Raw genomic sequence first — 23,023 nt, 5'->3', positions numbered from 1 at the left:
TCGCTGTACGGCTCTCGCACCACCCAGTCTACGAAGCGGGAGCCTGCGCGGGGTCGCGGCTGAGGCTTCTGTCGCGAATGAGGAACCCGAACCCGAATGCGATGAAGAACATCAGGACGCCGTAGACCGCGGCAGGAAGGCTCAGCTCGACCGAGCCGAGGACGCTCTGGGCGATCACGATCGCAAGAGTGGCGTTGTGGATGCCGATCTCGAACGAGGTCGCGATGGCCTGACGTCGCCCGATCCGCAGCAGGCGCGGAACCAGGTAGCCGAGCGCCAGGCTGATGAGGCAGAAGACCATCGTGATCAGCGCGAGTCGCGCGAAGTTGTCGACCAGCAGGGCCCAGTTCGACGCCACCGCACCGGCGATCACCACGATGAGGATGATGATGCTCGCGATCCGCACCGGGCGGTCCATCCCATCGGCGAACCTCGGCCACAGCCGGCGGATCAACATGCCGAGCGCAACTGGGAGCAGCACGATCGCGAACACCTCGAGTGCCTTCGACCACTGCAGGCCCAGCTGGTCGTCGAACGGCTGGAAGTACATGATCGCGAGGTTCGTGATCACAGGCAGCGTGATCACGGCGATGACCGAGTTCACCGCCGTGAGCGAGATGTTCAAGGCGATATCGCCGCGGAACAGATGGCTGTAGAGGTTCGCCGTCGTCCCTCCCGGCGATGCCGCGAGCATCATCATGCCCACGGCCAGCACCGGCGGCAGCTGAAACAGCACCACGAGACCGAAGCAGAGCGCCGGCAGCACCACCAATTGGCACAGCAGAGCGATGAGCACCGCCTTGGGCTGCTTGAGCACACGGCGGAAGTCGGCGAGCGTGAGGCTGAGCCCGAGACCCAGCATGATGATGCCGAGGGCGACGGGTAATCCGATGGTGGTCAACGCTGATCCCATAGGACTCAGTGTGGCCGATCTCAGGGCTCGGTGTCACGCATTCGTTCGATCAGCGGGAGAATGCCTGGTGAAACGAAGAAAGCCCCGCATGTGCGGGGCTTTCTTCAGTGGTGGCAAGTACTGGATTCGAACCAGTGAATGCGATGCAGGCTGATTTACAGTCAGCTCCCTTTGGCCACTTGGGTAACTTGCCAGATGCACACCCGTCCAGCTTTTCCAGCCAACCGGGGGCGCGAGTATCAATCATACCTGCCAGAAGCGAGGCTAAGAAATCGAGCCCTCAGCTGCCGTGGACGCCTCTTTCTGCGTCGGCGAGAGAGCCTGCAGTGCGCAGCAATCCGCCCTCAGAACGACAGGTGGCCGCGGCGACTTCCATGGCGCTATCCAGCAGCGCTTGCCACTGTTCGGCGGACGCTGGACGCGCATCGACGAGGCCTTCGGCAACGCTCGCAAGAGTCGCATCCCCCGCCCCCACCGTGTCGATGATGGGGCCAGGCAGGTCGACGATCGACGCCGTGAGCGTGCCGGAATCCACGTCGAGCACCGCGCCTTCCTTGCCTGCCGTCGCGAGCACGGCTTCGGAACCCAGTTCTCGGAGTCGGGTGCGGAGCCGCTCGAGATCGCCGTCATAGAGAAGCCGTGCGTCATCGGCACCGACCTTGACGATTGCTGCACCTGAAGCCACACGCTCGAATCCGCGCACGAATTCGTCTCTGCTGCGGAGCATGCCGGTCCGCGGATTCGGATCGATCGCGACGCGTGCGTCTCCGAGGGCCGCGACGAGCGCATCGACTTCGACCGGGTTGTCGAAGGGGAAACAGCTGATCACGACGAGGTCCGCTGCGGCAATCGACTGCCGCGCGGGTTTGCCATAGCGGATGCTGCGCCGCTGGGCCGCCTCATTGAAGACGTAGGTCGGTTCTCCGCCAGCATCCCGCTGCACGACGGCACGCGACGATCCGCGCGGGGCCACGCTCTCGATCAGCTGCACGTCGTGATCGACAAGGTACTCGCGAATGTGCTCGCCCGCCTCATCATCGCCCACCATCGCGACCAGGCTCGTCTGGACGCCAAGGCGGCGCATGCCGACGGCGACGTTGAGGGCTGCTCCGCCCACCAGCTCCCGGATGCCGCCGGCGTCGTGGATCTCGTCGATCAGGGCATCACCGATCACGACGGCGCGCGGGGACGTCAGCATCCCCTCATTCTGCCCGTATCCCTCGTCCCGGTCGCAATATGTGTCGCTCTGCGCGGCTGAAAGCGGCACAATTCGCGACCTGAACGGGACTTGCCCGGCCAACGCGGGGGGTGGGGAGCACGAAAAAACCCCGCACCTCCGAAGAGGTGCGGGGCCTTCTCAATCAGTCACGCTCAGTTATAGGTACCAGGCGTCACGTCATCGGTCGAGAACGCGTCGAAGTCGACGTAACCGAAGTCACCCTCGGCGTACGCTCCGTCGGATGCGAAGATCCGGTTCGGGTAGCGCTCGCTCTTGGCCTCTTCCGTCGCCTCGACAGTGATGTCGCGGTACTTCGACAGACCGGTTCCAGCGGGGATGAGCTTACCGATGATGACGTTCTCCTTGAGACCGACCAGCGGGTCGCGCTTGCCCTGCATCGCAGCCTCGGTGAGCACGCGGGTCGTCTCCTGGAACGAGGCGGCCGACAGCCACGACTCGGTCGCAAGCGACGCCTTGGTGATACCCATCAGCTCCGAGCGGCCGGACGCGGGGCGCTTACCCTCTGCCACAGTCTCACGGTTGATCGCCTGGTAGCGCTTGAGGTCGACCATCTCACCCGGCAGCAGGTTCGTGTCGGCGTGATCGACGACAGTGACCTTGCGGAGCATCTGGCGAACGATGACCTCGATGTGCTTGTCGTGGATCGGCACACCCTGCGAGCGGTAAACGCCCTGGACGCCGTTGACGAGGTAACGCTGCACCTCGCGGGCGCCCATGACACGCATGACCTCCTTGGGGTCCAGCGTGCCGACCAGGATCGGCTGACCGACGGTGACGTGCTGGCCGTCCTCGACGAGAAGCGTTGCACGCCTCAGCACCGGGTAGATGACCTCTTCATCGCCGTTGTCGGGCGTGAGGATGACCTTCTTGCCCTTGTCGTTCTCATCGATCGTGATGCGACCATCGGCCTCGGCGATCGGAGATGCCCCCTTGGGCGTACGAGCCTCGAAGAGCTCCTGCACACGAGGCAGACCCTGGGTGATGTCGTCCGCCGATGCAGAACCACCGGTGTGGAAGGTACGCATCGTCAGCTGGGTACCGGGCTCACCGATCGACTGTGCGGCGATGATACCGACTGCCTCTCCGATGTCGACGGTCTTACCGGTTGCGAGCGAGCGGCCGTAGCACTGCGCGCAGACACCGACAGCCGAGTCGCACGTCAGCACCGAGCGCACCTTGATGTTGTCGACACCGAGGGCGACGAGCTTGTCGATCAGCACGTCTCCGACGTCGTCACCAGCCGAAGCGAGAACCTCGCCCGACTCGCTGACGACGTCAGACGCCAGCGTACGAGCGAACACCGAGTTCTCGACGTTCGCGTCGCGCACGAGCTCACCCTGCGAGTTCGGAGCAGCGATCGGGAGCTCGAGACCCTTCGACGTGCCGCAGTCCTCTTCGCGGATGATGACGTCCTGCGAGACGTCCACCAGACGACGGGTCAGGTAACCCGAGTCGGCGGTACGCAGAGCGGTGTCAGCCAGACCCTTACGGGTACCGTGCGTCGCGATGAAGTACTCCGCGACCGACAGCCCCTCGCGGTACGAGGAGATGATCGGGCGAGGGATGATCTCACCCTTCGGGTTGTTCACCAGGCCTCGCATACCCGCGATGTTGCGGATCTGCAGCCAGTTACCACGAGCACCGGAGGACACCATGCGGTTGATGGTGTTGTCCTCAGGGAAGTTCTCGCGCATCGCGACCTGAACCTCGTCGGTTGCCTCGGTCCAGATCTTGATGAGCTCCTGACGACGCTCGGCGTCGGTGGTGAGGCCCTTCTCGTACTGGGACTGAACCTTCGCGGCCAGCTTCTCGTAACGGCCGACGATCTCCTTCTTGTTCGGAGGAGTGAGGATGTCGCTGAGGGCAACGGTCACACCCGAGCGCGTGGCCCAGTAGAAACCGGCGTCCTTGATGCGGTCCAGCGTCGCAGCAGTCTCGACCTTGGGGTACTCCTCGGCCAGCTTGTTGACGATCTGCGACAGCTTGCCCTTGTCAGCGGGCTCGCGGACGAACGGGTAACCCTTGGGCAGCGTGGCGTTGAAGATCGCCTGGCCGAGAGACGCGTCCACCAGGTGGTGCTTCTCGTAGCCCTCAGGGGCTTCGCCCTCGAGGAATGCCATGCCAGGGATGCGGATGCGGACCTTGGCCTGCAGGTCGAGGGTTCCCTCGTCCTTGGCCAGGATCGCCTCGGAGACCGAGCCGAACGCACGCCCCTCACCCTTCGCGCCTTCCTTGACCACCGTGAGGTGGTGGAGGCCGATGATCATGTCCTGCGAAGGCAGGGTGACCGGACGGCCATCAGAAGGCTTCAGGATGTTGTTCGATGCGAGCATCAGCACGCGGGCCTCGGCCTGAGCCTCGACCGACAGCGGCAGGTGCACAGCCATCTGGTCACCGTCGAAGTCAGCGTTGAAGGCTGCACAGACGAGCGGGTGAAGCTGGATGGCCTTGCCCTCGACGAGCTGCGGCTCGAACGCCTGGATGCCCAGACGGTGCAGGGTGGGTGCACGGTTGAGCAGCACAGGACGCTCGCGGATGATCTCCTCGAGCACGTCCCAGACCTCGGGACGGGTGCGCTCGACGGCGCGCTTGGCAGCCTTGATGTTCTGCGAGTGACCGAGGTCGATCAGGCGCTTGATCACGAACGGCTTGAAGAGCTCCAGAGCCATCTGCTTGGGCAGACCACACTGGTGCAGCTGCAGCTGCGGGCCGACGACGATGACCGAACGGCCAGAGTAGTCGACGCGCTTTCCGAGCAGGTTCTGGCGGAAACGACCCTGCTTGCCCTTCAGCATGTCGCTGAGGGACTTCAGTGCACGGTTTCCGGTGCCGGTGACGGGGCGACCGCGGCGGCCGTTGTCGAACAGCGCGTCGACGGCCTCCTGCAGCATGCGCTTCTCGTTGTTGACGATGATCTCAGGGGCACCGAGATCGATCAGACGACGGAGGCGGTTGTTGCGGTTGATCACACGACGGTAGAGGTCGTTGAGGTCACTGGTCGCGAAGCGACCACCGTCGAGCTGCACCATCGGGCGCAACTCCGGCGGGATGACCGGAACGACATCGAGAACCATGGATGCCGGGGACATACCGGTCTCCAGGAACGAGCTGACGACCTTCAGGCGCTTGATCGCACGGATCTTGCGCTGGCCCTTGCCCTCAGAGATCTGCAGACGCAAGTTCTCCGCCTCGGTCTTCAGATCGAAGGCGGCGAGGCGACGCTGGATCGACTCCGCGCCCATGTGGGCCTCGAAGTACTGACCGAAACGGTCCTGCAGCTCGTGGAAGACGTCGTCCTCCGGGCGAAGTGCGCCGACCTCGAGCGTGCGGAAGTCTTCCCACACGCGCTCGAGCTTGGCGATCGCCTCGTCGGCGCCCTTGCGGATAAGGTTCATCTCCTTCTCCGCTGCGTCCTTCACCTTCTTCTTGGCGTCGGCCTTGGCGCCCTCGGCCTCAAGGGCCGCGAGCTCTTCCTCAAGCTTGGTGAGGCGCTCGGCGATCTTCGCGTCGCGACGATCTCCCAGCGTCTTCAGCTCGAGGCGGACGTTGTTCTCCTGCGTGGCCAGGTCGCGGTGACGAGCATCCTCATCGACCGAGATGACCATGTACGCGGCGAAGTAGATGACCTTCTCGAGGTCCTTCGGCGCCATGTCGAGCAGGTACCCGAGGCGTGAGGGGACGCCCTTGAAGTACCAGATGTGCGTGACGGGTGCAGCCAGCTCAATGTGCCCCATGCGCTCGCGACGGACGGAGCTCTTGGTGACCTCCACGCCGCAGCGCTCGCACACGATGCCCTTGAAGCGGACGCGCTTGTACTTGCCGCACGCACACTCCCAGTCGCGGGAAGGTCCGAAGATCTGCTCGCCGAACAGACCGTCCTTCTCGGGCTTGAGGGTGCGGTAGTTGATTGTTTCGGGCTTCTTCACCTCACCGTAGGACCATCCGCGGATGTCGTCTGCGGTGGCCAGGCCGATGCGAAGCTCATCGAAGGTGTTTGACTCGAGCACTAGTTCTCCTGTGTCTCAATAAATTTTTAGGGACCCGGTCCCTGAGCTTGTCGAAGGGTGCGCGTCAGATCTCGTCGATCGAGGCGGACTCGAATCGGCTGGAGATGTTGATACCGAGCTCTTCTGCGGCACGGAATGCCTCATCGTCGGTGTCGCGGAGGTTGACCGTCGTACCGTCAGCCGAGAGCACCTCGACGTTCAGGCAGAGCGACTGCATCTCCTTCATGAGCACCTTGAACGACTCGGGGATGCCAGGCTCCTGGATGTTCTCGCCCTTGACGATCGCCTCGTACACCTTGACGCGGCCGAGGATGTCGTCGGACTTGATCGTGAGGAGCTCCTGGAGTGCGTATGCCGCACCGTAAGCCTCGAGGGCCCACACTTCCATCTCACCGAAGCGCTGTCCACCGAACTGCGCCTTACCACCGAGCGGCTGCTGGGTGATCATCGAGTACGGTCCGGTCGAACGGGCGTGGATCTTGTCGTCGACCAGGTGGTGCAGCTTCAGGATGTACATGTAGCCGACCGAGATCGGTGCCGGGAACGGCTCTCCTGAGCGGCCATCGAACAGCTGCGTCTTGCCCGAGCGGCCGATGAGACGGTCGCCGTCGCGAGTCGGCAGAGTCGAGTCGAGGAGACCAGCGATCTCGTGCTCTTCTGCACCGTCGAACACAGGCGTTGCGACCTTCGTGCCGGGGGCCGCCTCGAAGGCATCCTTCGGGAGCGTAGCCGCCCACTCGGGGTTGCCCTCGACCTTCCAGCCCTGCTTGGCGATCCACCCGAGGTGGGTCTCCAACACCTGACCGAAGTTCATTCGTCCAGGGATGCCGAGCGGGTTCAGGACGATGTCTACCGGGGTACCGTCCGGAAGGAACGGCATGTCCTCGATCGGGAGGATCTTCGCGATGACACCCTTGTTGCCGTGACGGCCGGCGAGCTTGTCACCCTCGGTGATCTTGCGCTTCTGGGCGATGTAGACCACGACGCGGCGGTTGACGCCGGAGCCGAGCTCGTCGTCGCCATCTTCAGCGTTGAACTCCTTGACCGCGATGATCGTGCCCTGCTCACCGTGCGGAACCTTCAGCGACGTGTCGCGAACCTCACGGCTCTTCTCGTTGAAGATGGCGCGGAGCAGACGTTCCTCGGCCGACAGCTCGGTCTCACCCTTGGGCGTGACCTTGCCGACGAGGATGTCGCCGGGGCGAACCTCGGCACCGATGCGGATGATGCCGCGCTCGTCGAGGTCCTTCAGCAGCTCAGGGCTGACGTTGGGGAGGTCACGGGTGATCTCCTCCTTGCCGAGCTTCGTGTCGCGAGCGTCGACCTCGTACTCTTCGATGTGAATCGAGGAGAGCGTGTCGTCCTTCACGAGGTCCTGGCTGAGGATGATCGCATCCTCGAAGTTGTAGCCTTCCCAGGTCATGAACGCGACGAGCAGGTTCTTGCCGAGGGCGAGCTCGCCGTTCTCGGTGGCGGGACCATCAGCGATGACCTCGTTCACCTCAACGCGCTCACCGGCCGAGACGACGACCTTCTGGTTGTAGGAGGTGCCCTGGTTCGAGCGGTCGAACTTGCGCAGGTGGTACTCCTGCGTGCCGCCCTCGTCGAGCTGCACGACGACGCGGTCTGCGGAGACCTCGGTGACCACACCAGCCTTGTCGGCGGTGAGCACGTCACCGGCGTCGACGGCTGCGTAGCCCTCCATACCGGTTCCAACCAGCGGCGAGTCGCTGCGAAGCAGCGGCACAGCCTGACGCTGCATGTTGGCGCCCATGAGCGCGCGCTGTGCGTCATCGTGCTCGAGGAACGGCACGAGCGAGGTCGCCACCGACACCATCTGGCGCGGGGAGACGTCCATGTAGCCGATCTCGGCGGGCTCGAACATGTCGACCTCACCGCTTCCGCCCTTCGGGCGTGCGAGCACGTGGCTGTCGACGAATTTCTTGTTCTTGTCGAGCTTCGCGTTCGCCTGAGCGATGTTGAAGTCGTTCTCCTCGGCTGCGGTGAGGTAGTCGATGTCGTCGGTGACGACGCCGTTCTCAACGCGACGGTACGGGGTCTCGATGAACCCGAAGGAGTTGATGCGAGCGAAGGTCGCGAGCGATCCGATCAGACCGATGTTCGGGCCTTCAGGAGTCTCGATGGGGCACATGCGGCCGTAGTGCGACGGGTGAACGTCACGAACCTCGACGCCTGCGCGGTCACGGGACAGACCACCAGGGCCAAGCGCCGAGAGGCGGCGCTTGTGGGTCAGACCCGCGAGCGGGTTGTTCTGGTCCATGAACTGCGAGAGCTGCGAGGTTCCGAAGAACTCCTTGATCGCGGCGACGACGGGGCGCACGTTGATCAGGGTCTGCGGGGTGATGGCCTCGATGTCCTGCGTGGTCATGCGCTCGCGGACGACGCGCTCCATGCGGGACAGACCCGTGCGGACCTGGTTCTGGATGAGCTCTCCGACGGCGCGGATACGACGGTTGCCGAAGTTGTCGATGTCATCGGTCGCGATGCGGATCTCGGCCTTCTTGCCGCTGCGGAAACCGGTGAAGGTCTCGTCGCCGCGGTGCAGACGCACGAGGTACTTGATGGTCGCGACGATGTCCTCGACGGTCAGCACCGAAGAGTCCAGCGGCTGGTTCAGGCCCAGCTTCTGGTTGATCTTGTAGCGACCGACCTTCGCGAGGTCATAGCGCTTCGAGTTGAAGTAGAAGTTGTCCAGCAGCGCGCGGGCAGCCTCAGCGGCAACCTGCTCGCCCGGACGGAGCTTGCGGTAGATGTCGCGAAGGGCGTCTTCCTTGGTGAGGATGGTGTCCTTGGCGAGGGTCTCTTCGATCGACGGGAAGCCGGCGAACTCAGCGAGGATCTCTTCGCTTGTCATGCCGAGAGCCTTGAGGAAGACCGTGACGGACTGCTTGCGCTTGCGGTCGACGCGGACGCCGACCTGGTCGCGCTTGTCGATCTCGAACTCGAGCCATGCACCACGGCTCGGGATGACGCGAGCGGAGACGATGTCCTTGTCACTGGTCTTGTCGGGCGTCTTGTCGAAGTAGACACCGGGCGAGCGGACGAGCTGGGACACGACGACACGTTCGGTGCCGTTGATGATGAAGGTTCCCTTGCTGGTCTGCAGCGGGAAGTCGCCCATGAAGACGGTCTGAGTCTTGATCTCACCGGTCTGGTGGTTCATGAACTCGGCCTCGACGTAGAGCGGCGCGGCGTAGGTCTTGCCACGCTCCTTGCACTCGTCGATCGAGTACTTCTCAGGCTCGAGGTACGGGTTGGTGAAGCTCAGCTGCATCGTCTCGCTGAGGTCTTCGATCGGAGAGATCTCCTCGAAGATCTCCTCCAGACCGCTGAACTCGTTGAGATCCTTGCGGCCGGCCTTCTTGCCTTCGGCGAGGCGGGCCTTCCACGTGTCGTTGCCGACGAGCCAGTCGAAGGACTCGGTCTGCAACGCGAGAAGGTCAGGGACCGTCAGCGTGTCGGAGATCTTGGCGAACGAGAGACGCGATGCGCCGCGCCCGTTCTTGTTGGTGGTGGATGTGGATGCGTTGGGAGCAGCAGCCAAGGGAATAACCTCCGTGAGCCCCGCAGGGCTTCTCGATTCCTTTGTCGTCAGGTGGAGTGCGCACTCGGATGCTCAGCATCTGCCGACCACCATATGAGGGCAGGGAGAACCGAGGCGCAAAGAACAACTATACGTCCGATTTCGCGACATGGCAAGCGTGATCCTTGACCAATTCCGGATGCTGCGGTAAAAGGCCCCCGCTAACCTGCAAAACCACGCCGAGACCGCGGCGAATCGCCGCGGTCTCGGCGTGGTTTTGCAGGTTAGTAGAGGAAGGGGAGGAGGAGCGGCGGGGTCAGGCGATGTTCAGTTCGTTGCCCGGAATCGAGGCGAGCAGTCGCCTCGTGTACGGGTCACGGGGGTTCGTGAAGATCTCTTCGCTCGTCGCAGCCTCGACGAGTGCGCCGTCCTTCATCACGCACACGTAGTCGCTGATCAGCCGCACGACCGCGAGATCGTGCGAGATGAACAGGTAGCTCAACCCGTACTCGCGCTGCAGGTCGCCGAGCAGCGTCAGGATCTGGTCCTGGACCAGAACATCGAGTGCCGAGACCGGCTCGTCGCAGACGATGAGATCGGGCGAGAGCGCCAGTGCGCGTGCGATCGCGACGCGCTGGCGCTGGCCACCCGACAGCTCGGAGGGATAGCGCCGCAGCATCGACTGCGGCAGCGCGACGTCATCGAGCAGCTGCCGCACGCGCTTGCGCCGCTCGGCACCGCTCCCCCGCTTGTAGAACTCCAGCGGTTCGGCGATCAGACGCTCGATCGTGAACATCGGGTTCAGGCTCGAGTACGGATCCTGGAAGATCGGCTGCACCCGCTGACGGAAATCCTTCGACTCGGCGCGAGTGAGCTTGGAGATGTCTTTGCCCTCGTACCGGATGACGCCGCTGGTCGGATCGATCAGTTTCAGCAGCATCCGCGCCGTGGTCGTCTTGCCCGACCCGGATTCGCCGACGATCGCGACGGTCTCCCCGCGCGGGATCACCAGCGAGACGTCGTTGACGGCGACGAAATCCTCGCCTCGCCCGCGCACCGGGTACACCTTGGTGAGGTTCTCGATCTCGACGATGTTGTCGGATGCCGCGCGAACAGGTTCTGCCCCCTCGGCAGGCTCAGGGGCCGAACGCTGAGCAGACGCCGTGAACGCCTCGGGTTGGAGGCGCGCGACGGCGACGGACGGGGCCGCCGCGACGAGCGACTTCGTGTACGGATGCTGCGGGTCCTCGAGGATCTGCCGCGCATCGCCCTGCTCGACGACTTTTCCGCGGTGCATGACGATCACGCGCTCCGCGCGCTCGGCGGCGAGCCCGAGGTCATGGGTGATCAGCAGCACCGCGGTGCCGAGTTCCCTCGTCATCTGACCGATCTGATCGAGGATCGTCTGCTGCACCGTGACATCGAGCGCACTCGTGGGCTCGTCGGCGATGAGGAGCCGTGGCTTGCAGGCGAGCCCGATCGCGATCAGCGCACGCTGGCGCATGCCTCCGGAGAACTCGTGCGGGTACTGCTTCGCGCGCTTGGCTGCATCGGGGAGCCCCGCGGCCTCCAGCGCCTCGACGACCTTCTTCGAGACGTTCTGGCGGTTCGCGAGTCCATGCGCGAGCAGCGTCTCGGCCACCTGCGTGCCGATCTTCGCGACCGGGTTGAGGTTCGACATCGGGTCTTGAGGCACCAGTCCGATATCCCGACCCCGGATGCTGCGCAGTTCACTCTCGGACGCATGAGAGATGTCACGCCCGTCGAGCCGGATGCTGCCTCTGGCGATGTGTCCGCCACCCGCGAGGAGTCCGATGATAGCCATCGCGGTGGTCGACTTGCCGGAGCCCGACTCCCCCACGATCGCCACCGTCTGGCCCTCGGAGATCTCCAGATCGACGCCCTCGACGGCGTGGACTGTGCCGTCCAAGGTATGGAAGTCGACAGCGAGTCCCTCGACCGACAACAGCGGAGTGCTGGCCTTCTGTGCTTCTGTCATGTCAGCGCGCCCTCGTCTTCGGGTCCATGGATTCTCGCAGCGCCTCACCGAACAGAGTGAAGCCGAGAGCGGTGACCGCGATGCAGATGCCGGGGAAGAACGCCAGCCACGGCGCGATCGCGAGCTCGCTCTGCGCGTAGGTGAGCATCCGCCCCCATTCCGCCGTCTCGGGGCGCCCACCGCCGAGGCCGAGGAAGGAGAGCGCTGCCGCATCGATGACCGCGGTGGCGAGCGTCAGCGTGCCCTGCACGATGACCGGGCCGATCGCGTTGGGCAGCACGTGCGACATCGTGATCCGGCCGCGCCCGAGGCCGAGGGTCTGCGCCGAGAGCACGTAGTCGCTGGATCGCTGCTGCAGCATGGATGCCCGCAGCAGTCGCGCGAAGATCGGCACCTGCGAGGCACCGATGGCGATCATCACCGCGAATGGCGTCTGGCCGAGGATCGCAGCGATCGAGACCGCGAGCAGCAGGTTCGGCACCGACAGGATGATGTCGACGATTCGCATGATCAGGGTGTCGACCCAGCCGCCGAAGGTTCCGGCGAGCAGGCCGAGCACCATTCCGCCTACGAGGCCAAGGGCGGTGGAGACCACACCCACCAGCAGAGACGCTCGCGCGCCCCAGATGAGTTTGGAGAGCACGTCGCCGCCGAAGCGGTCAAGGCCGAGCGGGAAGCCGGGAATCTCACCGGGACCGGGGATGTGCGTCGGTGTGATGTCGCGTGCACCGGGGAGAGCGGTCTCCGGGTATGGCGCCAGGAGGGGAGCCAGGATGGCGACCGCCACGAAGAGGAAGACGATGACCGCGCCGATCCATGCGGTCGGGTTTCCACGCAGACGCCGGAAGACGTCGTGCCAGAAGCCGCCGGGGCTCTCGCTCATATCCGTCTGCAGCATCGTGACGGTGTCGAGGGCGCCGCCGCCCTGCGCGGGAGGAAGTGGAATGCTCATTGGACCCTCACTCTCGGGTCGATCAGGCTGTAGGAGACATCCACCGCGAGGTTGATCAGCGCGTACGCGATCGCGATGAAGATGATGAACCCCTGCAGCACGGGGAAGTCGCGCGTGAAGATCGCGCGGGCCAGGAACGATCCGATACCCGGATAGGCGAAGACCGTCTCGGTGAGCACCGCGCCCGATATCAAAAGGCCGGTCTGCAGACCGATCGTGGTGACCACCGGCAGCAGGGCGTTGCGCAGGATGAAGCGTCCGCGCAGCGTGGAGCTCGAGACGCCCTTGGCGCGGCCGGTGCGGACGTAGTCGGCGTTCTGCACCTCGAGCACACTCGCTCGGGTGATGCGCACGATGATCGCCAGCGGAATAGTGCCGAGGGCGACCGCCGGCAGGATCAGGTGCAGGATGGCATCCCACGACGCATCGAACTCACCGGTGATGATGCCGTCCCACACATAGAACCCCGTGGGGTGCGTGGCGTCGATCCGCGGATTCTGCCGACCGTCGGCGGGGAGCCACCCCAGCTGCACCGCGAAGATGTACTTCAGGATGAAGGCCAGGAAGAAGACCGGGATCGTGATTCCGACCAGGCTCAGCACGACCGCGGAGTGGTCGCTGAACTTGCCGTGTCGGCGCGCAGCCCAGTAGCCCAGCGGAACGCCGATGCCGATCGCGATGATGAGGGCCGCGATAGACAGTTCGATCGTCGCAGGGAAGCGGCGGAGGAACTCTTCCAGCACTGGCCGGTTCGTCTGGATCGAGGTGCCGAAGTCTCCCTGCAGGAGTCGGCCTATCCAGATGAAGTACTGCTCGATAAGAGGCCTGTCGAAGCCGTAGAGCTCGTTGACCCGCTCGATGGCTTCTGGTGTCGCCTTCTCACCGAGGAGAGCGACGGCGGGTCCGCCTGGAAGGGCCCTGACCCAGGCGAACAGCAGGATGCTGAGGCCGAACAGGGTGGGAATAAGGAACAGCAGTCGCCTGCCGATGGTGCGCAGCAAGAAGTACTCCGTCTGATTCGGGTGCCGGCACCGCCCCGTTTCGACCCTTTGACAGGCTCAGGGATCGAAACGGGGCGGTGAGAGCGGCGTTACTTCGTGAGGACGATCTCGTTGAAGACCTCGTCGTTCACCGGGCTCGCGGGGAAGCTCTCGACTCGCGAGTCGAAGGCCAGCGTCGGAGCCGGGTGCGCGAGCGGCACACCGGGGATGAACTCGGCGACCATCTCATTGATGCTCTGGTACAGACCGGTCTGCTCATCGAGATCCGCGACGCCACGCGCCTCGGACAGGGCGCCGAACAGGTCGGGGTTGTCAAAGCCCCACTCCGAGCTCTGCGCACCGAAGAAGACGCCGACGAAGTTGTCGGTGTCGTTGTAGTCGCCGGTCCAGCCCAGCAGGTGGATGCCGTGATCTGCCGTGCCGGTGGTGCGGTCGAGGTATTCGACCCACTCCTCCGAGACCGGAGTGGTCTCCACGCCTGCTTCTGCGAGCTGCGTCGACAGAACGGTGAAGATCTGCTCGGGGTCGGGCATGTACGGACGCGAGACGTTCACGGGGTAGTTGAAGTCGAGCTTCAGCGGGTTGGCCTCGTCGTAGCCGGCCTCTGCCAGCAGCGCCTTGGCCTTGTCGACGTCGTAGTCGTAGGTGGTGATGTCCTCGTTGTAGCCGTTGACGACCGGCGGGATGAACTGCGTCGCCTTCTGCGTGCCCTCGGGCAGCACCTGCGAGATCAGGGCATCCTTGTCGATCGCGTAGGAGAGCGCCTCACGCACCTTCGGGTCCTGCAGCTCAGGGATCTGCTGGTTGAACGCCAGGTACAGGATCGTGAACGGAGGACGCGACACCATGTTGAACCCGGCCTCCTCGAGAGCCGCCGTGTCAGCGGGGCCGACCAGGTCGTACCCGTCGATGTCGCCTGCCTCGAGCGACTGACGACGAGCCGTCGGGTCATCGATCGTGCGGAAGATGATCTCGTCGATCTGGCCCTTGTCGCCCCAGTATTCGTCGAAGTAGGTGAGCGTGAGCTGCTCGCCGCGCGCCCAGTCCTCGAACTTGAACGGACCGGTTCCGGCCGGGTGGCCCTCGGCGTACTCCGACATCTGCGGAGCCTCAGCCGAACCGCCGACCTCGTCAGCGCCGAACTCGTTCATCGCGCTCGGGCTCTGCATCGAGAAGGCCGGCAGCGAAAGTGCGGGGATGAAACCGGCGAAGGGTTTGTTCAGCTCGACGGTGACCGAGTAGTCGCCATCGGGCGTGCAGGACTTGTACACGGCGTCTTCAGGACTGTCGGCGTAACCGTGGAAGAGCTTGTTGTAGTAGTAGCCGAAGGCTTCGGATGCGGCAAGCCCGGTCCAGTTGTACCAGCGGTCGAAGTTCGCGCACACGGCCTCGGCGTTGAACGGGGTGCCGTCGTGGAAGGTCACGTCCTCCTTCAGCGCGAAGGTGTGCGACATGCCGTCCTCAGCGGACTCCCATGACTCAGCCAGCAGCGGCGCGGGGTCGGCAGTGCCTGGCTCCGTGCCCACGAGACCCTCGAAGATCTGCCGGGAGACGCGGAAGGTCTCGCCGTCCTGCGCGAAGGCAGGATCGAGGCTGGCCGGGTCCGAGGAGGCCGCGAACACGAACGTGCTGTCGACGTCTCCTCCACCGCCATCACCGGAGTCGTCGCCGCGTTCACTGGCGACGCAGCCGGAGAGCAGCATCGCCGCGATTGCGGTGCCGGTGACGGCGATGAGCCCTCGCCGTCTGCGCATAGATGTAGTGATCATGCTGTGTACCTTCCCTGTTGGGGCGCTTCCTTGCGCGTTCTGGGAGCAACGTCGCTCTCGTGACACGTGATGCATCGACGCTACCCAGACCGCTCCCGGAATCCAAACGCATTAATGTTGCGATCCGGTATCAGCCGAGTAACAAGCGCCGCACCCGGCGCCCCATCTCAGCGAGAAAGCAGGAGCGCGCGGGCCGCCTCAGCCCCCACACGACTCGCCGCGGCGACCTCCACGACAGGCAAAGACAGCGGATGCTGCGACGCGAGCCCCACGTTCACCACGACCGCTTCCCGGTCACGAGCGGCGGCGAGCTCGACGAGCGCACGCTGATCATCGTCCACGTCCGGGCGGTCGATCAGCACCACGAGTCGACCCTCCGCGGCGACCGCGGCATCGAGGGCAGCATCCCGCTCGGCATCCGTCGCGCGGGCGACATCGAGCCGCACACGGAAACCTTCCCCCGCCAGCACTTCAGCGACGTATGCGGCGGCACTGTCGACGGCGAGCGTCGAGCGTCGACGAGCGTCGATGACCGAAAGAGCGGATGCCGCGGCATCCGCCTCGCCTGTCATCCGCAGTGCGCGCGTGACGATCGCTGCGCCGTCGAACGCCGGCGCCTCGACAGGTGCTGCGGCACGGAGCTTCGTCGACAGAGCGCGCACGCGATCGCGGGCCTGCTCGACCCGCTCGCGGGAGAGCGTCCCATCGCGCAGCGCAGCGACGATCGCGTCGCGCACGGCGAGGAAGTCGCGCTCGTCCTGGTCGGATGCTGCGGCATCCCCCGGGTTCGTCGGGTTGCCGATGCAGAGCAGATCCGCTCCGGCAGCCAGAGCCTGCACAGCCCCACCGCCGAGTCCGACCGACTCGCGGATCGCCGCCATGTCGAGCGCATCCGTGATGATGACGCCCTCGAATCCCATCTCTCGCAGACGCCCGAGCACCGCAGGATTCAGCGTCGCGGGCTGGTCGCCCCATGCGGGAACCACGATGTGCGCGGTCATGATCGTGTCGACGCCGGCGGCGATCGCGGCGAGGAAGGGCTCCAGATGGACGTCCTCGATCTCCGACGGATCGAGCGTGATCACCGGCAGCGCGTGATGCGAATCGAGATGCGTGTCGCCGTGGCCGGGGAAGTGCTTCACGCACGCTGCCACGCCCCCGTCTTGCAGGCCGCGCACCGTGGCTGCGACATGGCGCGAGACGAGCTGCGCATCGGACCCGAACGAACGCACACCGATCACGGGATTACGCGGATCCGTATTGACGTCGGCGACGGGTCCGAGGACGACGTCGACGCCGACCGCGCGGGCACGCCTGGCGAGCTCCGCACCGGTCGCCGCGCTCGCGACCGGATCGTCGAGGATGCCGAGCTGCGCTGCCCCTGGAAGCGTTGACCCGGTGGCGACCTCGAGGCGGGTGACGCTGCCGCCCTCCTCGTCGATGCCGATCAGGGCGTCGGGGTTGGCCGCATGGATCTCGGCACTCAGCTCCACGAGGGCGGGTGAGATGTTCTGCCCGAAGTAGACGACGCCGGCCAGATCCTGCGCGAGCGCCTCGCGCAGCCACGCGGGCGCGTCCGTGCCGAAGAAGCCCGGCCACAGCACGCTGTTGGCGAGGCGAGTGAGCTCGTCGGTCATCCCTTGACTGCCCCCGCGGTCATCCCGCTGGCGAGGCGCCCCTGCACGATGACGAAGAAGATCATGACCGGGATCGTGATGATGGTCGATGCCGCCATGATGCTGCCCCAGTCGTTCGAGTGCAGACCGAAGAACGACTTCAGGCCGATCGCGACCGTGTACTGGTCCTGGGCACCGCCGAGCATCGTCATGGCGAAGATGAACTCGTTCCACGCCGTGATGAAGCTGAAGATCGAGGTCGCGACGAGGCCGGGCATCACGAGCGGCAGCAGGACCGAGCGGAACATCCGCCACCAGCTGGCGCCGTCGAGGTACGCGGCCTCCTCGAGCTCGACCGGGACGGCGGCGACGAATCCACGCAGCATCCAGATGCCGAAGGCGAGCGAGAGCGCGACGTACACGATCATCAGACCGATGATGCTGTTGAGCAGACCGAGACTCTTGACCTGCAGGAACAGCGGGATCACGAGCGCCTCGAGCGGCACCATTTGCACGATGAGGATCATCATGAGGATCATGGTGCGGAACTTGAACTTGAAGCGGGCCACGGCGACGGCGGCGAGCAGGCACACCAGGGCGCTGACGAGGACCGTCACGAGCGCCACGATCGCGGAGTTGCGCAGATACGTGCCGAAGCCGCCCTCGTTGAACACGAAGACGAAGTGATCGAGCGTCCACTCCTCGGGGATGAAGGAGCGGCCGCCGCTGGAGGCATTCGCATCGAAGGCGCTGGAAATCATCCAGTACGCGGGGAAGAGGGTGAATGCGAGGACAACGGCGACGGCGACCCCGATGCCTGTGCGGGAGAGGATGGACTTCTTGTTCGGGTTCACAGTTCGTCCTCCTTCATGAGCGAGCGGATGTACACGATCGTGATTCCGATCAGCACGAGAGTGAGAAGCACGGCGAGCGCCGCGCCGAAGCCGTAACGGTTCTGGCCGAACGATTCGACGTACGACCAGACGCCGAGGTTGAGCACGGAGCGGTTCGATCCGGATCCGCCGGGCATCAGGTAGACCTGCGCGAACACCTTGAAGTCCCAGATGGTCGACAGGATGATCACGACCGCGAAGACCGGGCGCAGTGTGGGGAAGACGATCTGCCAGAAGCGGCGCCATGCGCCTGCGCCGTCCATGGCCGCGGCTTCGAGCATCTCCTTCGACACGCCGAGGAGACCGGCGAGAATAGTGATCGCGACGAACGGGAAGCCGTGGTGCACGACGTTCAGCAGAACGATCGCATAGAAGGACCACTGGTTGGTGAACCAGTTGACCGGTCCGTCGATGAGTCCGAGATCGAGCAGGACGCTGTTGAAGATTCCTCGGTCGGCATCGAAGATGAAGGTCCAGACATATGTGCCCGTGACCGCGGGCATCGCCCAGGCGATCATGATGCAGCTGGAGACGATCAGCCGCCACGTCTTGCCAAGGCGCTGGAGCAGAAGAGCCACCAGGGTGCCGATGGCGACCGTGGTGATCACCGCGACTACGGCGAAGCCGACGGTGTTGGGCAGCACGACGGTCCACAGCGTGGAGTCGGTGAGTGCCTCGATGTAGTTGCCGAAGCCGATCCAGTTGTTCTCACCGGTGTTGATCTCGCGAAGACCGTAGTCCTGCAGCGAGAAGATGAACACCTGGATGAGGGGCCAGAGCATCAGCCCCGCGAGGATGATCAGCCCCGGCGCAAGCAGCAGCCACGGCCGCGACTTCGCGATCAGAGTGAACCGATTGGATCGGCGGCCACCGGCCACGGAGGCGGGGTTGTTCCCCGCCTCCGTGGGTGTCGGCAGCGGTGCATGCACCGTCGACATCAAGAGATACTGCCTAACTCTTCGTTACTGGTATTCCAGTCTTACTGGTTGAGCAGCTCGGTCATCTCAGCTGCGGCATCCTTCGTCGCGGTGGCGACGTCCTTCTGCCCGCTGAGGATCGACTGCATCATCGCGTTGGTGGTCTTCTTCGCCTGGACGGCGCCGAAGTTGGGGGTGACCGGCACGGATGCGCCGCCCTGGACCATCTGCTCGGCGAACGGTGCGACCAGCGGGTCGGTCGAGGCCAGGGCCTCTTCCATTGCCGATGCGACACCCGGGAAGTAGCCGGTCTGCGCCGCCCACTGCTCGGCGAACTCACCGGTGGTCATCATCTTCGTGAACTCCCACGCGAGGTCGGCGTTCTTCGTGTTGTTGAAGATCGACAGGTGCGATCCGCCGAGGACGGAAGGAGCGATGCCGCCATCCTTGCCCGGGATGACCGCGGCGCCGATCTTGCCCTCGAGGTCGGGGCCTGCCTCGACGAGCGAAGCAGGAGTCCACGAACCCGACAACATCATCGCGACGTTGCCCTGTGCGAAGTTGTCGCTGAGGTCGGTCTCCTTCCAGGTGGTGGCACCTGGGGAAGAGAAGCCGTGCTTGGTCGCGAGATCCGTGTAGAACTGGATGCCCTCCTGCGACTCGGCGCTGTCGAGCTCGCTGGTCCACTCGCCGCCGTCTTCGGTGGCGACCTCTCCGCCTGCACCCCAGACCCAGGGGTAGACCTGGAACTCGGCGTCGCCGGGAACCGGGAATGCCATCATCTCGGGATGCGCGGCCTTGACTGCTTCGCCCGCGGTGACGATGTCGTCCCACGTCTTCGGAGCCTCGAGCCCGAGCTCCTCGAAGATGTCGGTGCGGTAGACCAACGCGCGAACGCCCGCGTACCAGGGCATGCCGTAGAGCTCTTCGTCGTAGGTTCCGGCGACGGCGAGACCCTCGACGAGGTCATCGCGGAGGCCGTCTTCGGCGTCGACGTACTCATCGAGCGGAAGCAGTGCGCCGGCGTCGGCGAACTCTGCAGTCCAGGTGGTGCCCGTCTCGGCGACGTCGGGGGTCGTGCCACCGGCGATCGATGTGACGAAGCGGTCGTGTGCGTCGGCCCACTGAACCTCTTCGATCTCGACCTTGGCGCCCGTCTTCTCTTCGAAGGCCGCGGAGACCTCGTCGTAGAAGGCGGTGGCGTCGGGGTTGGTGCCCTTCATGATCCAGACGTTGAGGGTCTCCCCTTCGCCATTCGATCCGCTGTTGCCGCTGTCGCCGCTGTCGCCAGCACAGCCGGCCAGACCCATTGCCGCCGTGACGCCGAGCGCCACGATCGGAAGAATACGCTTCTTCATCAGGTGAATCTCCTCATTGAAAACTGCCTTCGGCCGCACGATTGCACGCCGCCTCCGAAAAAGTATTTACCACTAACAAATTCTATGCAAATCCAGTCCGCGATCGTCACACAGCTGTAACGTAGGCTCCTTGTCGTGGGAAGAACGCGCGCTCGGGATGCCGAGAATCCGACCGCTCGCCTCGATCACGGCGGCATCGCGAGCATCGTGCCGTCCGAGTTCACCTCGGGGTTCGAGCTCGTCGTCGACGGCACTCCTCAGTCGCACGTCGACCTCGATGACCCCACCCACCTGCACTTCGAGTACATCGTGCGGATGGGAGCGGTGATCGATCAGCTGCGCCCAGGCCCGGTGACGGCGGTGCATCTGGGTGCGGGGGCGCTGACCATTCCGCGCTATATCGATGCGACCCGACCAGGATCGCGCCAGCAGGTGATCGAGCTCGAGGCACCTCTGGCCACGCTCGTTCGAGAGCACCTGCCGCTGCCACGTGCAGCATCCATTCGGATTCGGATCGGCGATGCGCGCGAAGGCGTCGCTCGCCTGCCCGCAGCGCTCATCGGCGCGTGCGACCTCGTCGTCTCGGACGTGTACTCCGGCGCGCAGACGCCCGCACACCTGACCAGCGTCGAGTTCTACCGAGAAGTCTCGGCTCTGCTCGCGCCCGCGGGCGTCCTGCTGGTGAACGTCGCCGATGGCCCCGGTCTCGCGTTCGCGCGCCGCCAGATCGCGACCGTTGCCCACGTGCTTCCCGAGGTTGCGCTACTGGCCGACGCCCAGGTGCTCAAGGGCCGTCGATTCGGGAACCTCGTGATCGCGGCATCCGCCTCTCCCCTGCCGACCGAATGGCTGCCCAGGATGCTGGCGGCGGGCCCCCATCCGGCCAAGATCGCCCAGGGTGCAGAGGTCGACGCTTTCGCCCAGGGCGCGCGGATCGTCACGGATGCGGATGCGGTGGCGTCCCCGAAGCCGGACGCATCGATCTTCCTCCGCTGAAATCAGACTGCGGGGCGCGCCGACCGCTCTTCTCAGCCGGTCACAGGCAGACTGGAGACGCGCGAGAGGAGAGCACATTGGGTTACATCAAGGGGTACGACTCAGAGACTCTTCGTGAGACGGTCGATCGGATCGAGTGCGGCGAGAGACTCGTTGAGATCGAGTCGCAGCGAAGCCTTCCCGCCATGCTCGAACGGGTATGGCTTTTGAAGGTGCTCGGCAGCCTCGACGAGGCGCTTGCCCTCGCTGATGAGACCGTTCGCCTCGCGCGCATGGCGGGCACCCGCAAAGATGTGCTGCGCTCGCGCGTGCTGCACGCGACAGTCCTGCAGTATCGCGGTGCATACGCTGCCGCAGAGCAGGAGCTGACCACCTGCATCACCGAAGCCGAGGGACAGGGCTGGGGCGGAATCGCCGCCTTCGCGCACCAGCATCAGGGCCGCAACGCCTATGAAGCGGGAGACTTCGAACTCGCCCGCGAGAGCTTCAAGCAGGAGCTGTTCCTTCGCCGAGAAGCGGGAGCGGCCGACTCCAAACTCGAAGTCGTGCTCCTCGCCATCGAGGCCACGGAGAAGCGCCGCACCGGGCAGCTCATCAGCAGCTGAGCGGGCAGCAGCGGATCGGACGCGCGATTGTCTGAGCCGTGTTCTATTCTGAGCGCATGGCGGATCTGAACCGAGTGCGCGTCTGGGGCGAGGCGCTGATTCGCATGCACCTCGACGAGTCGTGGGCTTTCGGCTTCGACAACGCGAAGCGGCGCGCAGGTCAATGCGACTTCCGCGCGAAGCGCATCACTGTTTCGCGCTATCTCGCCGCCCGCTTCGACGATGACGAGATCCATCAGGTCCTGCTGCACGAGGTCGCGCATGCCCTTGCCGGTCACCGTGCCGCGCACGGATCCAGCTGGAAGCGCATCGCCCTCGAGATCGGCTACGTCGGCGGCACCACGCACCAGGGTGAGACCGCCGTAGAGCTCGCGCCCTGGATCGGCACGTGCCCAGTCGGCCACGTCACCTATCGGCACCGCCGGCCGAGCCGGGCGACATCGTGCGCCAAGTGCTCGAAGACCTTCAACCCGCAGTTCGAGTTCAGCTGGGTGCGCCGCGAGATCACTCCCGCCGCGAAGCTCGCCGCCCGCACCCCGCGCTGAGTCGGCTACTCGAACGCGACGAACGTCTCGCCTACGAGCACCGGGACCGCGTCGGTGGCATCGACCTCGGATGCCGCAGCAGCCTCGGTGGGAGCGACTCCCGAAGCCAGCATCTTCGCGGTGGACCCGACGCCGTCGGCGATCTCTTTGGCAGACCCGGATGCCGTGAGCAGGTGCCGCATCGCCCGCCGGAGGCCACGCGCGGATTCGCAGGCTGCGGCGGCTTCCGGCGAAGTGTGATCCGCGCCGAGGTCGCTGAGCGCCGCGATGATCATCCCCGCGCCGAGCTGGTCTTCGACGGCGAAGCGGACGTCTCCGGCATCCGTCAATTCACCCGCGGCGATCACGTTGACCGATGTGCGCGTCTGACGCCGGTTCTGCACTTCCAGCACCGCACGAGCAACCGCAGAGGCGTTGCGCAGCGATCCGACCAGCACCGTCGCATCCCCTGCCGCTGCCGCCGCGACGGCTGCGCCGTTGCGGGACCAGCTCACGGCATCCGGGAGCGAGATGCTACTGCCGGATGCCACGGCATCCGTCACCGTCGAGGAGAAGCGCAGCACATCGACCACGACCACGATGTCGGCCGGGGCGAGGCGAGCGAGACCCGCGACTCCCCACTCGAAGCGGACCTGATACGACGGCTGGGAGAACGGCTGCGACATGCG

The 23,023-nt window shown here is 64.9% G+C and carries 16 protein-coding genes and 1 tRNA gene; 3 read left to right on the top strand and 14 right to left on the bottom strand.

The window, feature by feature from the left end; all coding sequences use genetic code 11:
* Positions 1-28 precede the first annotated feature (28 nt).
* The 13 genes from ACTU6V_RS06025 to ACTU6V_RS05965 all read right to left on the bottom strand — a co-directional run bounded on the left by ACTU6V_RS06025 (position 29) and on the right by ACTU6V_RS05965 (position 20,209).
* Positions 29-913, bottom strand: coding sequence for a bile acid:sodium symporter family protein (locus ACTU6V_RS06025; protein ID WP_443475194.1), 885 nt, complete (start codon positions 911-913; stop codon positions 29-31).
* A 108-nt stretch (positions 914-1,021) separates the two neighbouring features.
* Positions 1,022-1,106, bottom strand: a tRNA-Tyr gene (locus tag ACTU6V_RS06020).
* Positions 1,107-1,193: 87 nt separating this feature from the next.
* On the bottom strand, positions 1,194-2,111 hold the full coding sequence (locus ACTU6V_RS06015) for a carbohydrate kinase family protein (RefSeq protein WP_443467469.1): 918 nt from the start codon (positions 2,109-2,111) through the stop codon (positions 1,194-1,196).
* A 173-nt stretch (positions 2,112-2,284) separates the two neighbouring features.
* On the bottom strand, positions 2,285-6,160 hold the full coding sequence (gene rpoC / locus ACTU6V_RS06010) for a DNA-directed RNA polymerase subunit beta' (protein ID WP_443467470.1): 3,876 nt from the start codon (positions 6,158-6,160) through the stop codon (positions 2,285-2,287).
* A gap of 64 nt (positions 6,161-6,224) precedes the next feature.
* Positions 6,225-9,725, bottom strand: a complete 3,501-nt coding sequence (gene rpoB, locus ACTU6V_RS06005) for a DNA-directed RNA polymerase subunit beta (protein ID WP_443467471.1) — start codon at positions 9,723-9,725, stop codon at positions 6,225-6,227.
* Positions 9,726-10,020: 295 nt separating this feature from the next.
* The gene (locus tag ACTU6V_RS06000; protein ID WP_443467472.1) at positions 10,021-11,703 is read right to left on the bottom strand and encodes an ABC transporter ATP-binding protein; all 1,683 of its coding nucleotides are present in this window, start codon (positions 11,701-11,703) and stop codon (positions 10,021-10,023) included.
* A 1-nt stretch (position 11,704) separates the two neighbouring features.
* Positions 11,705-12,655, bottom strand: a complete 951-nt coding sequence (locus tag ACTU6V_RS05995) for an ABC transporter permease (RefSeq protein ID WP_443467473.1) — start codon at positions 12,653-12,655, stop codon at positions 11,705-11,707.
* Positions 12,652-13,656 carry an ABC transporter permease gene (locus tag ACTU6V_RS05990; RefSeq protein ID WP_443467474.1) on the bottom strand — a complete coding sequence of 335 codons (1,005 nt, stop codon included), beginning with the start codon at positions 13,654-13,656 and terminating at the stop codon, positions 12,652-12,654. The genes ACTU6V_RS05995 and ACTU6V_RS05990 overlap by 4 nt, the downstream gene beginning before the upstream one ends.
* 89 nt (positions 13,657-13,745) lie before the next feature.
* Complete coding sequence (locus tag ACTU6V_RS05985; protein WP_443467475.1) at positions 13,746-15,425, bottom strand: ABC transporter substrate-binding protein; 1,680 nt, start codon at positions 15,423-15,425, stop codon at positions 13,746-13,748.
* A 167-nt stretch (positions 15,426-15,592) separates the two neighbouring features.
* On the bottom strand, positions 15,593-17,062 hold the full coding sequence (locus ACTU6V_RS05980; RefSeq protein WP_443475193.1) for a glycoside hydrolase family 3 protein: 1,470 nt from the start codon (positions 17,060-17,062) through the stop codon (positions 15,593-15,595).
* Entirely contained in the window at positions 17,059-17,895 is an 837-nt protein-coding gene (locus ACTU6V_RS05975; protein WP_443467477.1) for a carbohydrate ABC transporter permease, read from the bottom strand. The genes ACTU6V_RS05980 and ACTU6V_RS05975 overlap by 4 nt, the downstream gene beginning before the upstream one ends.
* Positions 17,892-18,872 carry a carbohydrate ABC transporter permease gene (locus ACTU6V_RS05970; RefSeq protein ID WP_443467478.1) on the bottom strand — a complete coding sequence of 327 codons (981 nt, stop codon included), beginning with the start codon at positions 18,870-18,872 and terminating at the stop codon, positions 17,892-17,894. The genes ACTU6V_RS05975 and ACTU6V_RS05970 overlap by 4 nt, the downstream gene beginning before the upstream one ends.
* 41 nt (positions 18,873-18,913) lie before the next feature.
* Positions 18,914-20,209, bottom strand: a complete 1,296-nt coding sequence (locus ACTU6V_RS05965; protein ID WP_443467479.1) for a sugar ABC transporter substrate-binding protein — start codon at positions 20,207-20,209, stop codon at positions 18,914-18,916.
* Positions 20,210-20,344: 135 nt separating this feature from the next.
* Here ACTU6V_RS05965 and ACTU6V_RS05960 point away from each other — a divergent pair, with 135 nt between their 5' ends.
* The 3 genes from ACTU6V_RS05960 to ACTU6V_RS05950 all read left to right on the top strand — a co-directional run bounded on the left by ACTU6V_RS05960 (position 20,345) and on the right by ACTU6V_RS05950 (position 22,355).
* Complete coding sequence (locus ACTU6V_RS05960) at positions 20,345-21,205, top strand: spermidine synthase (protein WP_443467480.1); 861 nt, start codon at positions 20,345-20,347, stop codon at positions 21,203-21,205.
* A gap of 77 nt (positions 21,206-21,282) precedes the next feature.
* A complete protein-coding gene (locus tag ACTU6V_RS05955; RefSeq protein WP_443467481.1) occupies positions 21,283-21,810 on the top strand; it encodes a tetratricopeptide repeat protein in 528 nt (175 codons plus the stop codon).
* A gap of 56 nt (positions 21,811-21,866) precedes the next feature.
* Positions 21,867-22,355 carry a SprT-like domain-containing protein gene (locus tag ACTU6V_RS05950; protein WP_443467482.1) on the top strand — a complete coding sequence of 163 codons (489 nt, stop codon included), beginning with the start codon at positions 21,867-21,869 and terminating at the stop codon, positions 22,353-22,355.
* Between the two features lie 5 nt (positions 22,356-22,360).
* Here the strand turns inward: ACTU6V_RS05950 and ACTU6V_RS05945 are convergent, their stop codons facing one another.
* On the bottom strand, positions 22,361-23,020 hold the full coding sequence (locus ACTU6V_RS05945; RefSeq protein WP_443467483.1) for a 2-phosphosulfolactate phosphatase: 660 nt from the start codon (positions 23,018-23,020) through the stop codon (positions 22,361-22,363).
* Between the last annotated feature and the right edge of the window lie 3 nt (positions 23,021-23,023).

The organism is Microbacterium zouquanmingi (genome assembly GCF_052266675.1).
GTDB lineage: Bacteria > Actinomycetota > Actinomycetes > Actinomycetales > Microbacteriaceae > Microbacterium.
Note: the sequence above shows the minus strand (reverse complement) of the source record. Positions and strands in the feature narration are given on the sequence as shown.